This is a genomic window from Amycolatopsis thailandensis (assembly GCF_002234405.1).
GTDB classification, from domain to species: Bacteria; Actinomycetota; Actinomycetes; order Mycobacteriales; family Pseudonocardiaceae; genus Amycolatopsis; species Amycolatopsis thailandensis.
The window spans coordinates 26,745-46,357 of sequence record NZ_NMQT01000140.1 but is presented as its reverse complement, the minus strand read 5'-3'; the positions used below and the strand labels follow the sequence as shown (position 1 = coordinate 46,357).

19 protein-coding genes and 2 riboswitches are annotated in these 19,613 nt (G+C 70.4%); of the genes, 4 read left to right on the top strand and 15 right to left on the bottom strand.

All coding sequences use genetic code 11. The features are described 5' to 3' along the window. On the top strand, positions 1–572 hold a 572-nt coding region (locus tag CFP71_RS35805), incomplete at its 5' end, for a response regulator (protein ID WP_093938374.1). Here the strand turns inward: CFP71_RS35805 and CFP71_RS35800 are convergent. The 5 genes from CFP71_RS35800 to CFP71_RS35780 form a co-directional block, all read right to left on the bottom strand. Next, positions 536–2,092, bottom strand: a complete 1,557-nt coding sequence (locus CFP71_RS35800) for an alpha/beta hydrolase (protein ID WP_093938373.1) — start codon at positions 2,090–2,092, stop codon at positions 536–538. The two genes, CFP71_RS35805 and CFP71_RS35800, sit on opposite strands and share 37 nt — an antisense overlap. A 41-nt stretch (positions 2,093–2,133) precedes the next feature. Beyond that, positions 2,134–3,366 (bottom strand): sodium:proton exchanger, encoded by a 1,233-nt coding sequence (locus CFP71_RS35795; protein ID WP_093938372.1) that lies wholly within the window; start codon positions 3,364–3,366, stop codon positions 2,134–2,136. 295 nt (positions 3,367–3,661) lie between these two features. Next, entirely contained in the window at positions 3,662–3,991 is a 330-nt protein-coding gene (locus tag CFP71_RS35790; protein WP_093938371.1) for a hypothetical protein, read from the bottom strand. A 115-nt stretch (positions 3,992–4,106) separates the two neighbouring features. Next, positions 4,107–4,694: a hypothetical protein gene (locus tag CFP71_RS35785; protein WP_093938370.1), complete on the bottom strand. Its 588-nt coding sequence runs from the start codon at positions 4,692–4,694 to the stop codon at positions 4,107–4,109. A gap of 400 nt (positions 4,695–5,094) precedes the next feature. Next, positions 5,095–5,760 carry a TetR/AcrR family transcriptional regulator gene (locus CFP71_RS35780; protein WP_093938369.1) on the bottom strand — a complete coding sequence of 222 codons (666 nt, stop codon included), beginning with the start codon at positions 5,758–5,760 and terminating at the stop codon, positions 5,095–5,097. Between the two features lie 114 nt (positions 5,761–5,874). On the opposite strand from CFP71_RS35780, the gene CFP71_RS35775 reads away from it, so the two are divergent. Further along, positions 5,875–6,489 (top strand): SRPBCC family protein, encoded by a 615-nt coding sequence (locus CFP71_RS35775; protein ID WP_093938368.1) that lies wholly within the window; start codon positions 5,875–5,877, stop codon positions 6,487–6,489. 29 nt (positions 6,490–6,518) lie between these two features. Beyond that, positions 6,519–6,881 carry a hypothetical protein gene (locus tag CFP71_RS35770; RefSeq protein ID WP_093938367.1) on the top strand — a complete coding sequence of 121 codons (363 nt, stop codon included), beginning with the start codon at positions 6,519–6,521 and terminating at the stop codon, positions 6,879–6,881. Here CFP71_RS35770 and CFP71_RS35765 read toward each other — a convergent pair. Genes CFP71_RS35765 through CFP71_RS35740 form a run of 6 tightly spaced genes read right to left on the bottom strand, consistent with a single transcriptional unit; the run spans position 6,871 to position 14,620 of the window. After that, positions 6,871–7,689, bottom strand: coding sequence for an ECF transporter S component family protein (locus CFP71_RS35765; protein ID WP_093938366.1), 819 nt, complete (start codon positions 7,687–7,689; stop codon positions 6,871–6,873). The genes CFP71_RS35770 and CFP71_RS35765 overlap by 11 nt on opposite strands. Continuing rightward, on the bottom strand, positions 7,686–9,281 hold the full coding sequence (locus tag CFP71_RS35760) for an ABC transporter ATP-binding protein (RefSeq protein WP_093938365.1): 1,596 nt from the start codon (positions 9,279–9,281) through the stop codon (positions 7,686–7,688). Before CFP71_RS35760 ends, CFP71_RS35765 begins: the two co-directional genes overlap by 4 nt. Further along, positions 9,278–10,390: an energy-coupling factor transporter transmembrane component T gene (locus CFP71_RS35755; RefSeq protein WP_093938364.1), complete on the bottom strand. Its 1,113-nt coding sequence runs from the start codon at positions 10,388–10,390 to the stop codon at positions 9,278–9,280. Before CFP71_RS35755 ends, CFP71_RS35760 begins: the two co-directional genes overlap by 4 nt. Continuing rightward, the gene (locus CFP71_RS35750; RefSeq protein ID WP_093938363.1) at positions 10,390–11,322 is read right to left on the bottom strand and encodes an ABC transporter substrate-binding protein; all 933 of its coding nucleotides are present in this window, start codon (positions 11,320–11,322) and stop codon (positions 10,390–10,392) included. Before CFP71_RS35750 ends, CFP71_RS35755 begins: the two co-directional genes overlap by 1 nt. Beyond that, positions 11,319–11,897, bottom strand: a complete 579-nt coding sequence (locus CFP71_RS35745; protein WP_093938362.1) for a flagellar hook-length control protein FliK — start codon at positions 11,895–11,897, stop codon at positions 11,319–11,321. Before CFP71_RS35745 ends, CFP71_RS35750 begins: the two co-directional genes overlap by 4 nt. Further along, a complete protein-coding gene (locus CFP71_RS35740) occupies positions 11,894–14,620 on the bottom strand; it encodes a hypothetical protein (protein ID WP_093938361.1) in 2,727 nt (908 codons plus the stop codon). The genes CFP71_RS35745 and CFP71_RS35740 overlap by 4 nt, the downstream gene beginning before the upstream one ends. A 68-nt stretch (positions 14,621–14,688) precedes the next feature. Further along, positions 14,689–14,803, bottom strand: a riboswitch (cobalamin riboswitch). A 110-nt stretch (positions 14,804–14,913) separates the two neighbouring features. Next, positions 14,914–15,040, top strand: a riboswitch (cobalamin riboswitch). Positions 15,041–15,072: 32 nt separating this feature from the next. Here CFP71_RS35740 and CFP71_RS35735 point away from each other — a divergent pair. After that, positions 15,073–16,080, top strand: coding sequence for a prenyltransferase/squalene oxidase repeat-containing protein (locus tag CFP71_RS35735; protein WP_244199960.1), 1,008 nt, complete (start codon positions 15,073–15,075; stop codon positions 16,078–16,080). Between the two features lie 56 nt (positions 16,081–16,136). On the opposite strand, the gene CFP71_RS35730 is transcribed toward CFP71_RS35735, so the two are convergent. The 4 genes from CFP71_RS35730 to CFP71_RS35715 form a co-directional block, all read right to left on the bottom strand. After that, a complete protein-coding gene (locus CFP71_RS35730; RefSeq protein ID WP_093938360.1) occupies positions 16,137–16,733 on the bottom strand; it encodes a QsdR family transcriptional regulator in 597 nt (198 codons plus the stop codon). Positions 16,734–16,802: 69 nt separating this feature from the next. Then, complete coding sequence (gene fahA / locus CFP71_RS35725; protein ID WP_093938359.1) at positions 16,803–17,978, bottom strand: fumarylacetoacetase; 1,176 nt, start codon at positions 17,976–17,978, stop codon at positions 16,803–16,805. Further along, entirely contained in the window at positions 17,975–18,817 is an 843-nt protein-coding gene (locus CFP71_RS35720) for a hypothetical protein (RefSeq protein WP_093938358.1), read from the bottom strand. Before CFP71_RS35720 ends, fahA begins: the two co-directional genes overlap by 4 nt. A gap of 80 nt (positions 18,818–18,897) precedes the next feature. Continuing rightward, positions 18,898–19,431 carry a MarR family winged helix-turn-helix transcriptional regulator gene (locus CFP71_RS35715; protein ID WP_093938357.1) on the bottom strand — a complete coding sequence of 178 codons (534 nt, stop codon included), beginning with the start codon at positions 19,429–19,431 and terminating at the stop codon, positions 18,898–18,900. Positions 19,432–19,613: the final 182 nt, after the last annotated feature.

The following is a 19,613-nucleotide window of genomic DNA, read 5'->3' as shown; positions in this document are numbered from 1 at the left end:
CCGTGGTCGGCGAGGCGGGCGACGGTCTCGCCGCGCTGGAACAGGTCCGGCGCCTGAACCCCGATCTGGTGCTGATGGACGTTCGGATGCCAGTGCTCGACGGCATCGAGGCCACCCGGCGGGTGCTCGCCCTGGCCGGCGCGCCGAAGGTCCTCATGCTCACGACGTACGACCTCGACGAGCACGCGCTCGCCGCGATCCGGGCCGGGGCGAGCGGCTTCCTGCTCAAGGACGCCACCCCGGAGGAACTCCTGGCCGCGATCCGGACGGTGCACGCCGGGGACGCGGTGATCGCCCCCACCACCACCCGCCGGTTGCTGGACCGGCTGGCGCCCCCGCTCGACCCCGGCGCGGCCCGGTCGGCGGCGACGCTGACCGGGCGCGAACGGGAGGTGCTGGCCGGGATGGCCCGCGGCTGGTCCAACGCCGAGATCGCCGAGCGGCTGGTGGTCGCGCCGGGAACGGTGAAGACCCACGTGGGCAACATCCTGGCCAAGCTGCGGGTGCGGGATCGCGTCCAGGCGGTGGTGCTCGCCTACGAAGCGGGTGTGGTCCGGCCTGGCGAGCGGTGACGGGCACAGGTCACGTCGGTCCGGGGCAGGGCTCCGCCGAGCAAATACGACTCGACCGTTTCGGTGACGCAGGGCGTCCGGTCGAAGAGGTAGACGCCGTGCCGGAAGGCGCCGTCCAGCGTGACCATGCGTGCTCCGCTCAAGGCTCGGCGCAGGGCCAGCTGCCCGGCATACGGCGTGACCGGGTCCCCCGAGGCGCCCACGAGCAGCGCGGGGCGGTCGTCGCCGATCGGGACGGGCGCTTCGGTGGGCGAGACGGGCCAGAACGCGCAGGGCGTGATGTGCCGCGCCAGCGGGCCGAACAGCGGCTCGGCGGCCAGGTGTGCCTGGATGTCCCGGTAGTAGCTTTCGGGATCGCGGGACGCGGCACGGTCCGCGCACTGGTTCGCGACCGTGGCGCTGAACCCGAACGACGGCTCGACGTCCGGGTCGGTGTACAGGGAGAGCTTCCACTCCTGCGTGGGTGTCGGTGTGACGGCGAGGCCGCGGGAGGCGTCGCGCAGTACGGCGACCTGGGCGCTGAACTCCGCGTAGAAAGCGTCGCTGTCGTCGACGGTGAGCAGCAGTCCGGGGATCATCGCGGCGTCGATCCGGTGACCGCCGACGCGCAACGGTTCGCGGGAGGCGGCGCGGGCGATCCGGCCGACCGTGGCCAGTACCTCGCCGGCGGTGGCGCCGAGGTGATAGCGCCCGTCCCGGCGGGCCGCCCACTTCGCCCAGTCGCGTAGGGCCGCGGCGTCCGCCGGAGCGGTCTCCCGGGTGAGGGCGGGACCGGCGGCTCCGGGAGCGGCGGCGCTGTCGAGCACCATCCGCTCGACGCGCTGGGGAAAGAGCCCTCGGTAGACCGCGCCGAGGTGGCTGCCGAAAGACCAGCCCAGGTAGGAGATCTTCGATTCCCCGAGGGCGGCTCGCACGACGTCCAGATCACGCGCGATGTCGCGGGTGGACGCGTGCGCGAGGAGGTCGCCCCGGTCCGCGCACCGCGCCGCGAGATCCCGCGCGACCGCCACACCGCGTCCGAAGGAGACGCGGTCCGGACTCGCCAGCTGGGCGCTGTGCAGGTACCGCCCGGTGGGCCAGCCGCATTCCAGCGGCGCGCTGAGCCCGAAGAACCGCGGATCGATCCCGACCAGGTCGTACCGCGCGGCGAGCGACGGCGCCCCGGACGGGACTTCCGGTGGCAGACCTTGTGCCAGCAAGGCCACGCCGTCGCGGGACGGGCCGGGACCGCCGGTGTTGACCATCAGGGTGCCCAGACGGCGCGCGGGGTCGGTCGCGGCACGGCGGGCGACGGCCACCGAAAGGGTGCGGCCGCCCGGATCGGCGTGGTCCAGCGGAACGGTGACCTCACCACAGCTCGCCCCGGCCGCCGCGAGCCGTTCCCCCGTCTCGTCGTCCGGCCCGGACCGGCAGTCGTGCCAGTCGATCCGCTGTGCCGGGGAAGCCGCGACCGGTTGCCCGGCGCTCGCCAGGAGCGCGATCGCGATACCCGCGGCGAGTATTTTCCTTCGTTTGGTCATCCCTGGACGCTAAGCGCGGAAACTCGCGAAAACCTCTGTCCTCAGGCCGAAATCCGCTCCTCGCGGCTGCTCCCGGAGGCATAGGGTGCCCGGCGGAAAGGGGCGGCCAGGGTCGGCAGGATGTGGCGGCGGTTGTGGATCAGGGCGGCGAGCGCGATGACCGCGTAGACACCGCAGAGGACGTAGCGCGCGGTCTGGCCGGGCAGCGCGAACTGCACCGCGAACAGGCCGAGCAGGGTCCAGGCGGCCCAGCGAGGGAAACGCAACGCGAGCAGGGCGGCCACGCCGAGCAGGGTCTGGGTGGCGGTGAGGAGGAATTCCTCGATCTGCCGGGCGTCCAGCCGCAACGCGGTCCCTCCGCCGCCGAAGACGTAGGCGATCGGCAGGCTGCCGACGAGCAGCGTCCATTGGTTGACCTTGCTGGAAAGCAGCGTGCCGATCGCCGCGTCACCCTTGCCGCGGAGCGCGAACAGGATCGCCACGATGAACTCCGGCGCTTCCGACGCCAGCGGCGCGAGCCATTGCACGAGCAGGAACCGGTCGATGCCGAGTTCCGTCCCGACGGCGATCAGGTTGTGCGCGAACGGTTCCGCACTGGCGAGGATCACCACGGCGGCGAAGACGAACAGCGTGGTCACCAGGATCCGGCGAGGCCGCTTGGACAGCCCGCCGAGGGTGGCGGCGGGGCCGACCAGCTCGGGTTCGCCGGGCTCGGCGCGGGAGACCTTCCAGAGGTAGAACACGAAGAACCCGAGCAGCGCGAAGCCGAGGACCAGCGAGATCTGCCCGGTCCCGGGGATGACGAACGCGACGATCGAGGCGATCGCGAGGAATCCGAGCTCGACCCGGTACGGCGAATCGAGGACCAGCTCCCGCACGGTGGCGCCACTGCGTTTCTTCGCGACGGCGAGGCCGATCAGCACGACGGTCGACCAGCCGAGGCCGAGCAGCAACCGGTTGGAGCCGGTCATGTTCGCCGCGGCGTAAGCGACGTACTCGGGATTCGAACCCGCCGTGTAGGCGAAGTACAGGTCCACCGCGTACTCGGGGAGCACCGCGATGACGGCCAGCACGGCGATCGCGAGGCCGCCGGAGATGTCCACCTGCGCGGCTTCCGCCGCCCAGGCCAGCAGGAACGACGCCGCGACGACGGCCAGACCGAAGAGCAGCAGACCCACCACCGCCCCCGGTTCGGCACCTGAGAACCGCAGGACGAGCGCGGGCAGGGTGAGCGTGGCGCACAGGCCGATCGGCCTCAGTCGTTTGACGATCACGGACCGAGATTCCCGGCGGCGACCGGGTTACCACAACCGTTTCCCTCTTCCCCTGTCCGACGAGAATCCCCTTGCGGGGCAAGGAAAAAGGAAGATCGTCATGCCGAAATCCGGAGGTCGTCCCGCCGGAGTACCCGGGCTGATCTGCTCCGACGCCCGGCACGCGGGCCGGGATGGCGTCGCGCTCGACCGGCCGGCGTCCAGGCCCTCCGGCCCGGACAGTGTCACTGATCACCTTCACCCGAAATGACGGAATCCCCCGGCATCCGCGGATACCGGGGGATTCCGGGGGCGGTCAGCCCCGGGCGTTCGGGTCGATCACACCGCCGGCCAGTCCGGTGGCGGCGTCGCCGAAGGCACCGGCGGAGTCGACGGCACCCTGGCCGGCCGCGGTGGCCGAGTCGACTGCGCCTTGCCCCGCGGCGGTGGCCGAGTCGACGGCGCCCTGTCCCGCGGCGGTGGCGTTCTCGGCGAGCCCCTGTCCGGTCTCGGCCACGTCGCCGGCGGACTGGGTGACCTGGTCGGCGGCGCCGGAAAGGTCGACCCCGGTCAGTTCGCTGACCTTGTCGCCCGCACCACCCAGCAGCTCGGCGGCCTTTTCCTTCAGCGAGTCGAACAGGCTCATCAGGGGTACTCCTCGGATCGGTCGTGCGGAGGCGGCTGAAAGTTCACCGTACAGGACAAATCGGGCACGGTGCGCAATCGCGGTCACTCCGGACAGGTGAACTACCGAGAAGTGCTCAGAGACAGGGCGGCTGATAGCGATCGATCGCGAGGCCGCGGAAGTCGATTTTGTTGGGCGTCTTGCCGACGAACACCAAGCCTCGCGCCTCGGTCAGCGCCGAGGCGAAGGAGTAGTCGGGCTTGCCCAGCTCAGGCAGCGTCGTCCACGCGTCGGGAGCGAAGCTGAAGAACTTCTTGACCATTTTCCCGCCCGTCGACGGCACCTTGGTCAGCCATTTGTCGCCGCCGCTCCAGTGCGAGGCCGGGCGAAGCTGGACATAGAGGTCGTCGGTCGCGCTGTAGGTCATCCAGAAACCGGCGGACTTCGAGAGATCGGCCTGCGCCTCGAACTTGTTCCCCAGCCAGACGACGACCACGTGCCACTCCGCTTTGAGGAAGGCCACCTTCGCCGCGTACCCGCCGCGTTCGCGGACGAGCAGGCTGCCGGTCGCCGGGACCGTGGTGCCCTCACCGGACGCGAGCCATTGCTGCAACCGGTCTATCGACGGGGTGGCGCATTCGCAGACATGCCGCGACGGGGCCGCGTTCGCGACGGCGCCGGGGCCGGGGCCGATCAGCGAGGCCAGGAGCACCGACGCGATCACCGCGAGCGTACGACTGAAGGGGACTCTGGATCCTCCGCGCATTCCCGGAAGCTAGCACAACGATCACCGGAAAACCTTCGTACAGCGGGAAAGTACAACACTATGCCCCACTCAGCGGAAACTGTCCTTTGTGGAGTAATACCAGTGGCCGAAGTGGTCCACCGCCCTCGCCGCGCAAGTCCGTGAAGGCCTCCTTCCCTACCTTCAGAGTGACGCCCAGTGTCCCGAAAGTGGCTTTCGCGACGCTCGATGCCGCCGGGACCACTGGGTCGAGGCGGTCGTGACGCGAAAGCCACTTTCGCAACCTTCAACGTTGCGAAAGTGGCTTTCACAACCTCCCCGACCAGCGGAGAGGCGACCTTGCCCGAGACCCTGACCTTCAGAGTGGGAAAGGAGGCCTTCACGGACTTGCGACCGACCGACGCGCACCCCCGGTCAGCAGGGCGTCCAGTTCGGCCTCGAACAGCAAGGTGGGATCGAACCCCATACCGGCGAAGTGCCCGGCCAGTTCGAGGGACAGCACGCCGTGGAGCCGCGTCCAGAACGTCACGGCCCGGCGCAGCACCGCGGCCGACACCGGCAGCCCGCCCGCCCACTCGCGGTGTTCGTCGAGATGCGCCTCGAACGGCGTGGCCGGTCCGTCGTCCGAAAAAGCGGCGTGGACCTCCAAAAGCACGGTCATGATCTCGTTCGAGATCCGCGTGGTGTCGTCCGGCGCGCGGTAGCCGGGGATCGGCGTGCCGTAGACGAACAAGTAGCGCTGCGGATCCGCCAGCGCCCAGTCCCTGATGGCGTGGGCGACCGCGAAAACGCCACCCGGCCCGGCGGCTTGCACGACGTCGGCGAGGCTCCGGTAGGCGTCCCGGATGAGGTCCGTGATCAGGTCGTCACGGCTGGGGAAGTACCGGTACAGCGCGGGGCCGCTCATGCCCACGTGCTTGGCGATCGCGTTGAGGGACAACGCGGACACGCCCGTCGTGGCCAGCTGCTCCCACGCGTACCGCTTGATCTCCGCGCACACCTGAGCCCGGTAGCGCTCACGCGAGGTCTTCCCGTCCGCATCCATCGCCCACTCCTCCCAGCCCGGGAGTTAGAGGCTATCACTTTTCCTATTGACACTCACCCCAGCGGCGTTATAACTTCTAACTATCGCAATAAGCGCTAGCCAAGGAGTAGGACGATGACGAACACCAAGCCCCGCCGACGCACCGCCGTGCTCGCCCTCCCGCTGGCCCTCGGCCTGCTGGGCGGTGCCGTGACGCCCGCACAAGCCGCCACCGCGAGCGCGCCGCTGTCCTGCCAAGGCAAGACCATCGACACGAAAGCCCCGATCCACTACCGGACCGAGACCCTGATCAACGCGCCCCTGAGCGAGATCTGGCGCTTGCAGACCGACGTCGAGCGCTGGCCGTCCTGGCAGAAGCCGGTGCTGACCAACGAGCGCCTCGATAGGGGCCCGCTCCGGAAGAACTCGCGGTTCCGCTGGACCACCCCGGTGCCCGCCACGGCCACGACCCCCGCCACCACGCTGTCGATCACCTCGACGGTCCATCAGATCCAGCGCGGCCAGTGCGTCCGCTGGAGCGGGCCCGCGATCGGCGACGGCCTCCGCATCGACAACGGCGTCCACGTCTGGAACTTCACCGAGGTCAAGGGCGGCGTCCTCGTCCGCACCGAGGAGAACTGGTCCGGCGCCCAGGTCGAGGCGGAGGTACCGACCTCGACGAGGTTCCTCGGCATGGGCCTCGAAGCCTGGCTGAAGGACCTCAAGACCACCGCCGAAGCCCACTGCTGACCGAATCCGAAACCCCAGGAGGAAATCCGATGTCGACCCGGATTCTCGACCGCGCAACCACCGTCCGCCGCGCCCCGCGCTCCGTCATCATCTCGGCCTGGGCCGTCCCGATCATGGTCCTCGGCCAGTTCGCGATGCTCGCCGTCGTCCCGGTCGCCCTGGTGCTGATCGGCACCCTGCGCGACGCCCGGCTCAGAGCGCTCCGCTGGGGCGCGATCGCCCTCACCGCGGCCTACGCCACGCCCTTGGCGCTCTGGGCGATCGGTCCCGAACGCGCGCAGAGCCTGTCCAAGGACATGCATCCCGTGTTCGCCGCGATCATCGTCGCCGTGGGCGTGGCGTTCGCCGTCGCCTACCACGTGCTTCGCCGGAAGACAGCGCTCAGTCGGTGAACGAGGGGATCACGCCGTAGGAGGCCTTCCGTGAAGCGCGGCGCAACGTCGCGAGCACGGCGGGCCCCAGTACCAGGATCGCCACCGCGTTGGTGATCGCGCGCCCGGTGTCCCATCCCGCCGTCGACGTGAGCAGCGTGAAGACGGCGAACCGGTGCAGGTTCTCCAGCAGCGGAGCGCCGGGAACGTAGGAGATGTGCCCGTCGTGGTACGGCACTTCGGCGTCGGTGATGAACGGCCAGAACCACAGGTTCATCAGGAACCCGAACACGTACGCGACGAAGATCCCGTAGCCCACCAGCATCGCGATCTCGGCCTTGCCGGTGACACGGCGCGGCAGGAGTCCCGCGCCCATCCCGATCCACGCCGAGCACATCATCTGGAACGGCAGCCACGGCCCCACGCCGGCGGTCAGCAGCGCCGAAGCGAACAGCGACGTACAGCCCAGCACGAAACCGAATCCGGGCCCGAGTACCCGCCCGGCCAGCACCAGCAGGAAGAACACGGTCTCGATGCCCGCGGTCCCCGCGCCGAGCGGGCGCATCGCGGCGTTGACCGCCGAGAGGACGCCGAGCATCGCGAGGGCCTTGGAATCCATGCCCCCTTCGGACATCTCGGCCAGCACGATGACGATCAGGATCGGCAGGATCCCGATGAACACGAACGGCGCGTCCGGCCCGTGCTGCATCGACTGCGGTTCGACGCGGACCAGGAGCGGCCAGATGAACATCATCAGTCCCGCGAGCGACGCGAGGCCGAGCACCGTCGCCGAACGCGGACCCAGCCGGACAGCGGGGGCCGTGCTCACGGGACCTCCTGCGGCAACGCCGAGCGGACGTCGTCGACGGTGAGCCACGGTTCCCCGAGGATCTTCGCGACCTGGGTGGCAAACGCCGGGGAGCCGCCGAGCACCTCACCGGTCGGGCCGTCCGAGACGACCTCCCCTTCCGCCATCACGAGTACGCGGTGCGCGATCGTCGCGACGAATTCGACGTCGTGGGTGGCCACGACGACCGCCCTGCCCTCGGCCGTCAGCGACGCGACCATCTGCGCCAGCGCGGCCTTCGCGGTGTAGTCGAGGCCGCGGGTCGGTTCGTCCAGCAGCATGATCCGCGGGGCGGCCGAGAGCTGGACCGCGAGCACGAGCGCGAGCCGCTGTCCCTCCGAAAGATCGCGCGGATGCGACGCGGGATCGACGCCGGGAGCGAGCCTGTCGAGCAGTCCACGGCTGTAGCCGGGCTCCGCCCCCGATTCCGCGTCGGCGGCCTCGCATTCGGCGGCGACGGTCTGGAGATACAGCAGGTCACTCGCGGTCTGCGGCACCATCCCGACGAGCTTCCGCGCCGCGGCGCTGCCCAGCGTCTTCGGATCCTTGCCCTCGACGGTGACGTTGCCACCCTGGCGGGGGCCGGATCCCTGCACCGCCCACAGCAGCGACGACTTGCCGGAACCGTTGCGCCCCATCATCGCCAGCACTTCGCCGGCGCGCAGGGTCAGGTCGACCTCGCGCACCGCGACCTTCGGCCCGTACCGCACGACGACCCCGGACGCGGTCAGCAGCTCCTCGCCCGCGGTCGTGTCCCGCGCGGGCGGAGTCCCCAGTGCCAGCGAAGAAGCGCGCCGCCGGGCGTCGCGGACCGTCATCGGCAGCGGCGCCCAGCCAGCCAACCGTCCCAAGTGGACGATCGGGGGCGCGATGGGCATGTCCTTCAACACTTCCGGCGGGGTCCCGTCGACCACTCCCCCGGTGCCCGGCACGAAGATCATCCGGTCCGCGAACGGGATCACCCGTTCCATCCGGTGCTCGGCCATCAGCACCGTCGTGCCGAGGTCCTCCACCAGCCGCGCCAGCGTCGCCAGCACGTCCTCGGCGGCGGTCGGGTCCAGCGCCGAGGTCGGTTCGTCCAGCACGAGCACCTTCGGATGGGTGGTGAGCACCGAGCCGATCGCCACCCGTTGCTGCTGCCCGCCGGACAGCGTCCGCAACGCCCGCCTTCGCAGCTCCGCGATCCCGAGCAGGTCGAGGGTCTCCTCCACCCGGCGGCGCATCACCTGCGGGCTCAGGCCGAGCTGTTCCATGCCGTACGCGAGTTCGTCCTCGACGGTGTCGGTCACGAAACCCGCGAGCGGGTCTTGGCCGACGACGCCGACCAGGTGCGCGAACTCGCGCGGCGGCCGGGACCTCGTCGTGACGCCGTCGACCGAGACGGTCCCTTCGAGATGACCGCCGGTGAAATGCGGGACGAGACCGTTGATCGTGCCGAGCAGCGTCGACTTGCCCGCGCCGGTCTGGCCCGCGAACAGCACGAGTTCGCCCTCACCGATGGACAGCGTCACGTCGGACAGAACGGGCTCGGAGCGGCCGTGGTAGGTGAAGGAAACGTGGTCGAGTTCGATCATGCGTGTGCTTCTTCTTCGAGTGCGGCGTAAGGAGGTTCGGGGATCGGGGTCAGGAAGGCGGGCAGGACGCCGATCAGCACCCCGAGCAACGGCGCCCACGAAAGCGACGGCCAGGACAGGTCGATCAGCGACGGGTTCATGTTCATCGGATTCACTTCCGACGTCGTGAACAGGATGGCCGCGACGGCGATCCCGCTCACGGCGACGACGATCTCCGGCAGCTGCCAGCGGTCGGGCCGGTAGCGGGTGCGCTGGACCCGTTTACCCGCCGACCAGAATCCGACCAGGCCGACCACGAGCCCCGCGGAAAGCACCGGGGCGGCGAGATACCGGGGCGTCGAACCGTCCAAAGTGGCGTAAACGCCGACACAGACGCCGATCAGGCCGACGATCATCAGCGTTCCCGTGATCAGCCGCGCACGCGCCTCGACCAGCCCCGCGCGGCCGTAACCCCGCGAGTCCATGGACGCGGCGAGTTGCAGCGAACGGGAAAGCGCGTCCTCCAGCACCGGGATCAGGACGGTGTGGAGGGCTTTCACCTTCTTCTTGCCCGATCCGCCGCGCAGTTTGCGGGCCCGCCGGACCCGCAGCACGCTTTCGGCCAGCTGAGGGAACACCGACAGCGCGACGATCACCGCGGTGCCCACTTCGTACAACGCCGGCGGCATCGCCTTGAGCAGCCGTTTCGGATTCGCCAGCGCGTTGGCCGCGCCGAGGCAGATCACCATCGTCGCCAGCCGCATCCCGTCGTAGAGCCCGCCCAGCAACGATTCCGCGGACACGTCGCCGAAGAGCCGGATGCCCGCCGCCCATTCCGGCAGCGGGATCTCGGGCAGCCGCAGGATGATCGTCGAACCCTCGGCACCACCGAACACGACGCGGAAGAACACGCGGATCGCGACGATGAACGCGCCGAGGTAAAGGTAGAGCCGGAACGCCAGCGCCCACGGCGCCTCGGATCGCCGGGCCACGACGACGTAACCCGCGACAGCCACGATGGTCAGCAGCAGCCACGGGTTCGTCGTGCGGGTCGCCGCGACGGCGAGCCCCAGCGCCCACACCCACCAGGCGGCCGGATGCAGGTCGCGCGGCAGGAAGTAGGACGTCATCAAGCTCCTTGTGCGCGTTTGCGTCTGCGTGCCATCAGGAATCCTGCCACGCACAACGCCAGCACCGCGCCACCGGCAGCCCAGGGCGCCCAGTCACTGGCTCCGGACTCGCGCTCGATCACCGCGTTGACGTCCTCGGCGTTCTCGCCGCCGGTGAACGCGACGTTCATCGACGGGTCCTGCGCTTTCGGCCTCGCCGACGCGCTCGGACGCGGCTTGGGCGGCGGCAGCGCTCCGGAACTCGGGCCCGCGACCGGCGCTTCGCCGGGGGCGGCCTCCTCTGTGGCCTGAGGAGCGTCGCCGGGCTGCTGCCCGGTCCCCGCCTGCGGTCGCTGTTGCTGTTCACCGGGATCGTTGGTGACGGGCTTGGCTTCCTCACGCGGCACGCACGGGACGTTCTCGGTGCCCGGCCGCACCGCGGAGACCCGCGGCACCGGGTTGCTCTGGGCGGTCGCGTTCAGGGAGAACGACCAGCCCTCGAACCCGCCGGGGATGAAGTCGCGGTTCTTGACGCCCCACTGGCTGTAGTCCCACGCGCAGTTGTTCGAGGCGTGCCAATAGGACCAGTAGGCCTGCGCCGGGGGCGTGTCGACACACAGCTCGCGGTATTTCTCGCGGCCGGCGATCGGGATGTTCTCGGTCGCCGACGGGCGGTTCTCGACCCGGCAGATGAACGACTCGCCCCAGCGCTGCACCCCGGCGATCTGGAAACCGGCGCCCTTCAGCGCGTCCAGGCCGGTACCGCGGGTGGTCTGGGGATTACAGCGCACGATGGTCGTGCCGCCGAGTTTCTGGAAGTCGACGACCACGGTGACCCCGGTGGCGTCCTTGCAGAACCCGGGATACCCCTTGCCCTGGTCGACCGCTTGCGCGGACGGCGCCGTGGCGGCGATCAGGAAGATCGCCGCCACCAGTCCGAGAACCTTTTTCACGGGATGGCCGGGTTCCTCGGCGTGACACCGGGAACCGGGTTGGTCGTCGCCGACTTGTTCAGCGAGAACGACCAGCCTTCGAAACCGCCGGGGACGACGTTGCGGTTGAGCGCGCCGTAGTTGCTGTAGGTCCAGGTGGTCCCGGAACCGTCGGCGTGCCAGTAACCCCAGTACGCGCCGGCGGGCGGTGTGTTGACGCACGGCTCCTTGTAGCTCGGGTTGCTCGACAGCGGGATGGTCTCCGTCGCGGCCGGGCGGCCTTCCAGGCGGCAGACGAAACCAAGGCCCCAGCGGGCGGTTCCGGCGACCGCGATCCCCGCGTCCTGCAACGCTTTGATGCCCGTGCGGGCGGTGCCCGGGCTCGCGTTGGGCGAGCAGCGGGTGATCGTCGGCGCGGCTGTCCCGCCGTTGCCGTCCAGCTCCTGGAAGTCGACGACGACGGTCGTACCGGTGAGCGCGTCGGAGCCGGTGCAGATCCCGTCGTAGCCCTTGGTGGGATCGACCGCGTTCGCGGGTGCGGCGGAAAGCCCGATCAGTCCGATGAGGACGGTCGTGACGGTGAGCAGTTTTCTCATGGTGTAGCCCCCTTTGTCTTGATGAACCGGCGAAGCAGGAACAGAAGGACGATCGCGGCGGCCAGCAGGATCGCGGCCAGGCCGACGAATCCCCAGATCAGCCACGCGGGCTGGGTGGTCTGGGCGGCGGCCGCTTGCAGCTGCGTCCCGGAGACGGCGTCGGCGGAATTCGCCTCCGTGAGCGGCAGCCGGATCGCGGGCGACAGCGGCGAATCCGCGGCGGTGAGCCAAGACCGGCCCGCGACCCCTTGCGCGGCGGCCAGGCTCGTCGGGAAGTCCGTCTTCCCGTCGCTCGCCGCGATGGAACCCTTGGCGAAACCGCCGTCAGCCTGGACCAGTTTGCCCAGCGACCGCGCGGTTCCGCTCGCGTCGAGGCCGGCGGTCTGCCGCGCGGCGGCGACGGCGGCGCTGAGCACGACGTCCGGCTCGCCCGCCTCGCCGGTCACCATGCCCTCGCCGGTCGGCCGGACCCCGAGCGCGCCCACCGCGGAGACGAACGCCGACACGCGCCGCTCGGTCCAGCCGTCGGGGCGTTTGGTCGACGGCGCGGCGTCAGTGTGCGGACGTGCCGCCAGCGCGGTGACCGCGGCGGCCGTCGCGCCGAGGTCACCGGAGCCGCACTCCGCGGTGTCGAGGTGCTTCGGGAAGGTTCCGTCGGCGCACTGGCGCGAGAGGAGCAGTTCGACCGCGGGGCCGGGATCGGCGGCGGTCGCGAGCACCGCCCACGCGTGCCGCTCGACCGTCTCGTCGGCATCGGCGAAGGAGCCGACGTCGGTGAACTTGCCGTCCGCGCCCCGCAGCTTCACCAGATCGGCGCGCAACTGCCCGGCGTCCGCCTTGGCGAACTCGGCGACGAGCACGAGCTTCGCGAGCGGTTCGGCGTAGGAGGCGCCGTTCTGCTCGTACGGCGCGCCGTGGGCGTAGGCCTGCACGGCTTCCGGCGTGAGCAGGAACTTCGACGCGCGGGCGACCGTGTCCGGCTGCTCGTCCAGTGCCCGCAAGGCGAGCACCAGATCGGCGGTGGCGTCGTAGTCGACGTAGGTCTTGCCGTCCTCGGTGACCTCGACGTGGTCGCCGCCGACAAGCCGGTTCGTCAGGTACGCGCCGAGCCGGGACGTCGCGGGGGCCGTGCCCGCGATCGCGACCGGCGTGGAGATCGCGGTCGGTGGCGGGACGCGGGCGCCGGTCGACGTCCTCGGCGTGACGGTCTTCTTCTGGGGTTTCGGTGCCGTCGTCTTCGGCGCGGGGGCCTGCGGGGCGGGTTTGGCCGCGGGCGGAGTGCTCGTGACGGTGACCGTGCTCGGCGCGGGCGGACTGGCCGACGGGGACGAGGACGTGCCCGGCGTCGGCGTGACCGAGGTCGTGGTGGTGGTCGTCGTCGTGGTGGTCGTTGTCGTCGTTGTCGTGGTGGTGCTCGGCGCCGGTTCGCTCGTGGTCGAGGTCGGCGTGCTCGTGGGCGACCCCGTCCCGGAGGACGACGTCGTCGTGGGCGTGGTCGGCGTTTCCGAGACGCTGCTGGTCGGCGGCTGCCCACCGCCCTTCGTGAGCGAGGAGAAGCCGACTTGCGACAACCCGAGCGAAGCCTGGGCGCTCGCGCGGATCCAGGTGTCGAGGCCGCTGATGCCCGAGGTGCGCGCGGCCTCGTAGGAAGCGGGGTTGTAGGCGATTGCGCCGAGATCTCCAGCGAGCTTGTTCCCGGAATCCGCCGCGGCGTTGGCCTGCGCGGACTTGAGGTACCGCACGCCCTTGTCCACCGCCGCGTCCGCGCCACCCGCTTCAGCCAGTCCCTGAAGGATCAGGCCGGTGCTGTTGGTGTTCGGCGCTTCGGTGCCGACGCCACCGCCCCAGCCGCCGCCGGCGGCCTGGTTCGCTTTGAGCCACGCGACGGCCTTGGTGATCGGGGTGTCGAGCCCGGCCGCGCCCGCCTTCTTGGCGGCCAGCATCGCCGAAAGCGCGATGCCGGTGGCGTCGCCGTCGGTCGGCGAGAGGTCGAGCGGTTTGCCCTCGTCGCAGGTCGAGACCTTGTGCCCGTCCGGGGTGACGTGGTCGCCGGTCTCCTTCGTCGGGATGTAGGCGAACATGACTCGGAAGTAGCCCTCGGAGCACTGCTGGGTCAGCAGCTTGTCGATGGCGAGCTGGTCGTTCTCGCCCGCCGCGGCGAGGCCGATCACGCCGAGCGCCTGGCCGAACATGTTGGCGTTGTTGATCACGTCGCCGGTGACGTCGGGCTTCTTCGTGTAGTCGCTGACCCGGCCCTTGTCGGGACCGCCGCGCATGATCGCGTTCTGGGTCTCGGCGACCAGGTCGTAGCCGTCGAAGTTCCGCGGGTTCCGGCCGGAGACCTCGGCGGCGACCAGGGTCTTGGCCGTGGCGCCACCGACGATGACGTTGTCGAACCCGGCGCCGGGGATGAACCCGTCCCAGGTGAAGTAGTCGGTGGCGTGGCCCTGGTCGTCGAGGAACTTGACGATCGGCTCGGCCTTCGCGCCATCGCCCGACGCGTACATCGAGAACAGGACGTCGAGCATCAGGCCGTGGTCCGGCAGTGAGCCGCCGTTGGGGTTCTCGAGCGTGCCGTCCGGCTGCAGCTTCGTGGCGAGCCAGCGGGAGTTCGACTTCGCCGCGTCAGGATCGTTCGCTGCTGTCGCCGTTCCGGTGAGCAGCGCGGCGACCACGCCGACGCTGACGGCGAAGGCCAGGGCGGCCAGGGACCCGCGGCGCATGACTCCTCCTTGCGGCATGGCGGAGGACAGGCGCGGGACGCCGCAGTCACCCCTGTTTATCGCGACAGTGGTTCGTTCATCCGCCCGTGCGGTACCCCGGCTCGCCCTGGTGAAGGGCCTACGGTTGCGCGACAGCGCCGGATTTCGACCGGCTTCCCCGTCACGGGCGGCGGTATTGGGTTGTCGAGCCCGCCGAGGTTAACACCCGATTACCTCCGGCAGGCACCGCTGAGCAGGTCGGTTGCCAGGATCACAGCGTTACTCGCGCCCGGCGGTACCCCCGCGCTTGACCGGCATGACACTCTTCGGGTCGTCCGATTCAGCGCGGTCGTGGGGGAAGTCCGGTGAGAGTCCGGCGCTGTCCCGCAACGGTATGCCCTCCAGGCGAGCCCGGTCACCCACGTCGCGCGGTGTCACCGACTCCTGTCGAGGAAATGCGGGAAAGGGTTCTCATGAGACGTTTGGTCTTCGCTGTCGCCATGCTGTGCGGCATCGGGCTGGTCGCCGCTCCGGCGGCGAACGCCGCCACCCCGAACAAGGCGGACGCCGCCGCGGGCTGGCTCGCCAGGCAGATGACCGACGGGGAAAGGTTCGAGGCCGATTTCGGCGGCCAGAAGTTCCCCGACCAGGGCTTGACGATCGACGCGATCTTCGCGTTCGCCGCCGCCGGTGTGTCCGACACGAACGCGGGCAAAGCGATCACCTGGCTGGCGAAGCCGGAGATCACCACCGGCTACGTCGGCAGCGGCACCGAGGCCTACGCGGGCGCGCACGCCAAACTGCTGCTCGCCGCGCAGATCCGGGGCAAGAACCCGGCGTCGTTCGGCGGCGTCGACCTGAAGGCGGGCCTGCTCTCGCTGCTCACGCCGTCCGGCCGGTTCTCCGACCGCTCCGAATACGGCGACTACTCCAACGCCTTCTCGCAGTCGCTCGCGCTGCTGGCGCTGGACCGCACCCCGGCGGGCGCGCCCGCGTCGGCCGTGACGTTCCTGGCGGGCGCCCAGTGCGCGGACGGCGGATTCCCGCTGAACTTCGGCGAAGCCACCTGCACCAGCGACGTCGACGCGACCGCGATGGCCGTGCAGGCCTTGCGCGCCACCGGTGACGCGGTGAACGCCCGTGAAGGCACGTCCTGGCTGGTCACCAAGCAGCACGCGAACGGCGGCTTCGGCGTCGGCGCGAACGCGCCGAACGCCAACAGCACCGGCCTCGCCGCCGAAGCGCTGGCCGGGCACCGTCCCGCCGCCGCGGTCAAGGCGCGGGAGTTCCTGCGGTCGCTGCAAACCGGCTGCACCGGCGCCGAGGCGGACCGCGGCGCGATCGCCTACGACGCCACCGGCCTGAACCCGTCGACCGCCCCTCGCGCGACCGCGCAGGCGATCCTCGGCCTGGCCAGGGTTCCGCTGAGCGACCTGCAGGGCGGTGGCCGTCCGCAGGCCCCGGTGCTCGCATGCCCGTGATGTGAGCCTTCGGGTGGTTTCCGCTTGCCACCGGCGGAAACCACCCGTACCGACGGTCAGCCGGCGCGGAGCGGCTCGCGTCCTTCCACGAGCGCGCCGAGCAGTGTCGACGCCGCGTCCAGATCGGGTGCCCGGGAGGCGAGCACGTCCGAGTACAGGAACGCCTCCCCCAGCCGGACGATCGCGTAACAGAGGCTGTCCAGGCCGACCGAGGGAACGAAACCGCCGTCGTCGACGTCGCGGCGCAGCAGGTCGACGTGCGCCGCGATCACCCTCGGCTGGACGCGGCCGTGCGGATCGGTGAGCAGGCGGATCGCCAAGACCGGCTCGTCGTCGAGGAAACGGCGGAACCCGGCGCTCGCCGCGAGCACGGATCGGTACTCGCGCATGATCGCGAGACAGCGCAGCTCGCCTGCCGCGTTGCGCACCACGTCGCCTTGTTCGCGCTGCCAGGTGCGCGTCGCGGCCGCCAAGGTGCGTTCGGACAGGTAGTGGAGAGCGTCGCCCAGCAGGTCTTCCCGGTTCCCGGCGCGGCGGAACAACGTGCTGCGGGAGATGCCCAGGTCCTGCGCGAAGGCGGAGGTGTCGACGCGGACACCGCGCTCGATCCACCGCGCCGCGCTGCGGATTATGTCCTCGGCAGAGGGGTTCACGACCGCAGATCGTACGAGAACGTGGCCCCTCGCTCGCGCCTGGCGTGAGCAAGGGGCCCTTCACGTACTTCAGCCGGCGGGCAGCACGCGGCCCCGCACCTCACCGAACCCGATCCGCGCGCCGTTCGCGCCGGGCGCGGTCCCGGTGATGACGACCTCGTCGCCGTCCAGCAGGAAGGTGCGCTCCTCCCCCTTGACCGTGAGCGGTTCCCTTCCGCCCCAGGACAATTCGAGGAACGCGCCGCGCTGGTTCTTCTCCGGTCCGGAGATCGTGCCGGAGCCGTACAGGTCTCCTGTGCGCGAGGACGCGCCGTTGATCGTCAGGTGCGCGAGCATCTGGGCGGGCGACCAGTACATCTCGCGGAAGGGCGGGCGGCTGACCTCCTCGCCGTTCCATTCGACGACCAGATCGATGTCGAGCCCCCACGGCGAGCTTTCCCGCAGGTACGGCAACGGCTGCGGATCGATCTGGCCCGGCAGCGGGATCCGCGCGGCCTCCAGCGCCAGGATCGGTACCACCCAAGGGGAGATCGAGGTCGCGAAGCTCTTGCCGAGATGCGGGCCCAGCGGGACGTATTCCCACGCCTGGATGTCGCGGGCCGACCAGTCGTTGAGCAGCACCGCGCCGAAAACGTGGCGAGGGAAGGCGTCCGGGGTGATCGGGGTGTTCAGCGGGGTCCCGGTGCCGACGACGAAGCCCAGCTCCGCTTCGATGTCCAGCCGCACACTCGGCCCGAACACCGGCGCCGCCTCGGCCGGGGCCTTGCGCTGACCGCTCGGGCGCACGATGTCCGTACCGGAGACCAGGACCGTGCCGGACCGCCCGTGATAGCCGACCGGGAGATGCTTCCAGTTGGGCAGCAACGGTTCCGCGTCCGGGCGGAACAGCCTGCCGACGTTCGAAGCGTGGTGTTCGGAAGCGTAGAAGTCGACGTAGTCCGCGACCTCGATCGGCAGGTGCATGCTCACCCGCCCGACGGGATGGACCGCGCCGTCGGGGATTTCGCCGGTGACCAGGTCACGGATCCGCGCCCGGACCGCCACCCAGCGGTCGTATCCCTGCGCCATGAACGGGTTCAGCGACGGCGCGGCGAACACGTCGTCGCCGAGCGCCGCGGCCAGGTCGAGGACGGAGTCCCCGACACGTACGCCGACGCGCGGGGAACCGCCGTCGACGGAGAACACGCCGTACGGCAGGTTGTCGATCCCGAACAGGGAGCCTGCGGGGATGTCGATCGTGGTCATGCCTCTCCTCGGGGCGCCTCGAGCAGGCCGAGTCCGGCCAGTTCGGTCAGGGGGTCGGTGATGCTGCAAGTGCCGAACGACGTGAAGCCCGCGCGGACCGCGACGGCGCGATCCGGCTCCAGCGCCCGCAGCCGCCCGGCGAGGACGGCGCCGTCTCGTTCGGCGAGCGCGGCTTCCGCGTCGCCGCCGGTGAGGACGGCGTCGGTGGCGAGCATCAGGTTCAGGAAACCGTGCTGTTCGAAGCCGGTCGCCGGGTCGGTGTTGCGGAGCGCGTGGTGCAGCCCGGCGGTGGCCTTGAACGGGACACCCGCCTCGACGGCCGCCCGGACCGCGGCCGCGAGTTCGGCCTCGTCCGGGTACAGCTCGGCCCGGACGCCACCGGTGCGGAACTTCGCGCGGTGGCCGGTGCCGGACAGGGCGGCCAGCAGCCGAAGGCGCCGGCCGTCGCGCGGAATCTCGACGAAAACCGGTGCGGTGACGACGGAAATCGCGTCGACCACCTCGTCCGGCCCCATCTCGTCCGGGACGGCGATCTCGAGCGCGTCGAGTTTCACCGGCAGCGTGGCGACGGCCTTGAGCGCGCCGTCGAGCTGCGCGGGCCCGCCGGGCAGGGTGACCGCGATCGGCAGCGGGGCTTCCCGGTCGCCCAGCACCTCGGCGAGCTCGCCGAGCGCGGTGGCGGCGACCACCAGCGGTCCGACGAGGCCCGCGTACCAGGCGGAGACGTGTTCGTCGTGTGCCGCGACGGCGTCCGGCAGCGGGGCCAGCCCCGGTGGGAACACGGCGGCGTCGTCGCACAGCCCGGCGAAGAGCGCGGGAATCCGTCCGCCGTCCACCATGGTCTCCTCCTCGCCGATTTAGTTCACACTTTGACTATCCGTTGGGCAGGATAGTCCGGTCTTCCGGGCGACGGGAAGGGCTACTTGCGGCTCCGGGTGCCGAACTCGGCGCGACTCGTGATCAGCTTGCCCAGCAGCATCACGAGGATGCGCTGTTCGGTCTCGGTCAGCGCGTTCGTCCAGCCGAATTCGCGTTCGTTGTGCTCGCGGAAGACCGAGACCATCTCCTCGTGCCCCGCCTCGGTCAGCGACAGCTGCACCGAACGGCCGTCCCGCTCGTCCGGGACCCGGTCGAGCATTCCCTCCGCGACCAGCGTCTTGACCAGGTTCGACACCGCCGCCCGGCTCATCCCGGTCAGCCGCGCGGCGCTCGTCGGTTCGAGCGGTCCGGCGAGCCAGACCACGAACAGCAGCCGGAACGCCGACCACGACCGGCCACGCGGCCGGTGCACCGCGGCTTCGAGGTCGTAGGTCACCAGGTCGGAGGCGCGGTTGAGGGTCAGCAGCACCTCGGTCGCCAGCTGGTGCCGGAAGCCGTACTCCTGCGCGAGCCTCCGGTTCGCCAGCGCCACGAACGACCAGAAGTCCAGCCCGGCCGCGTCCACGTCTTCCATCGCCGAACACTAACCCGACGTCTCGAAAATGGTCAAAACCTGAACTATCTCGGCGGGGACGCTGGCCGTCTCGAGCGTGGCGCTCGTGCCGTGCTGCCCTGACGGTCGGTACGGCAGGTGAGACAGGCGGTGCCGAGGTGGACGACACCCGTGTCCAGATGGACGACACGCGTGACTGGACG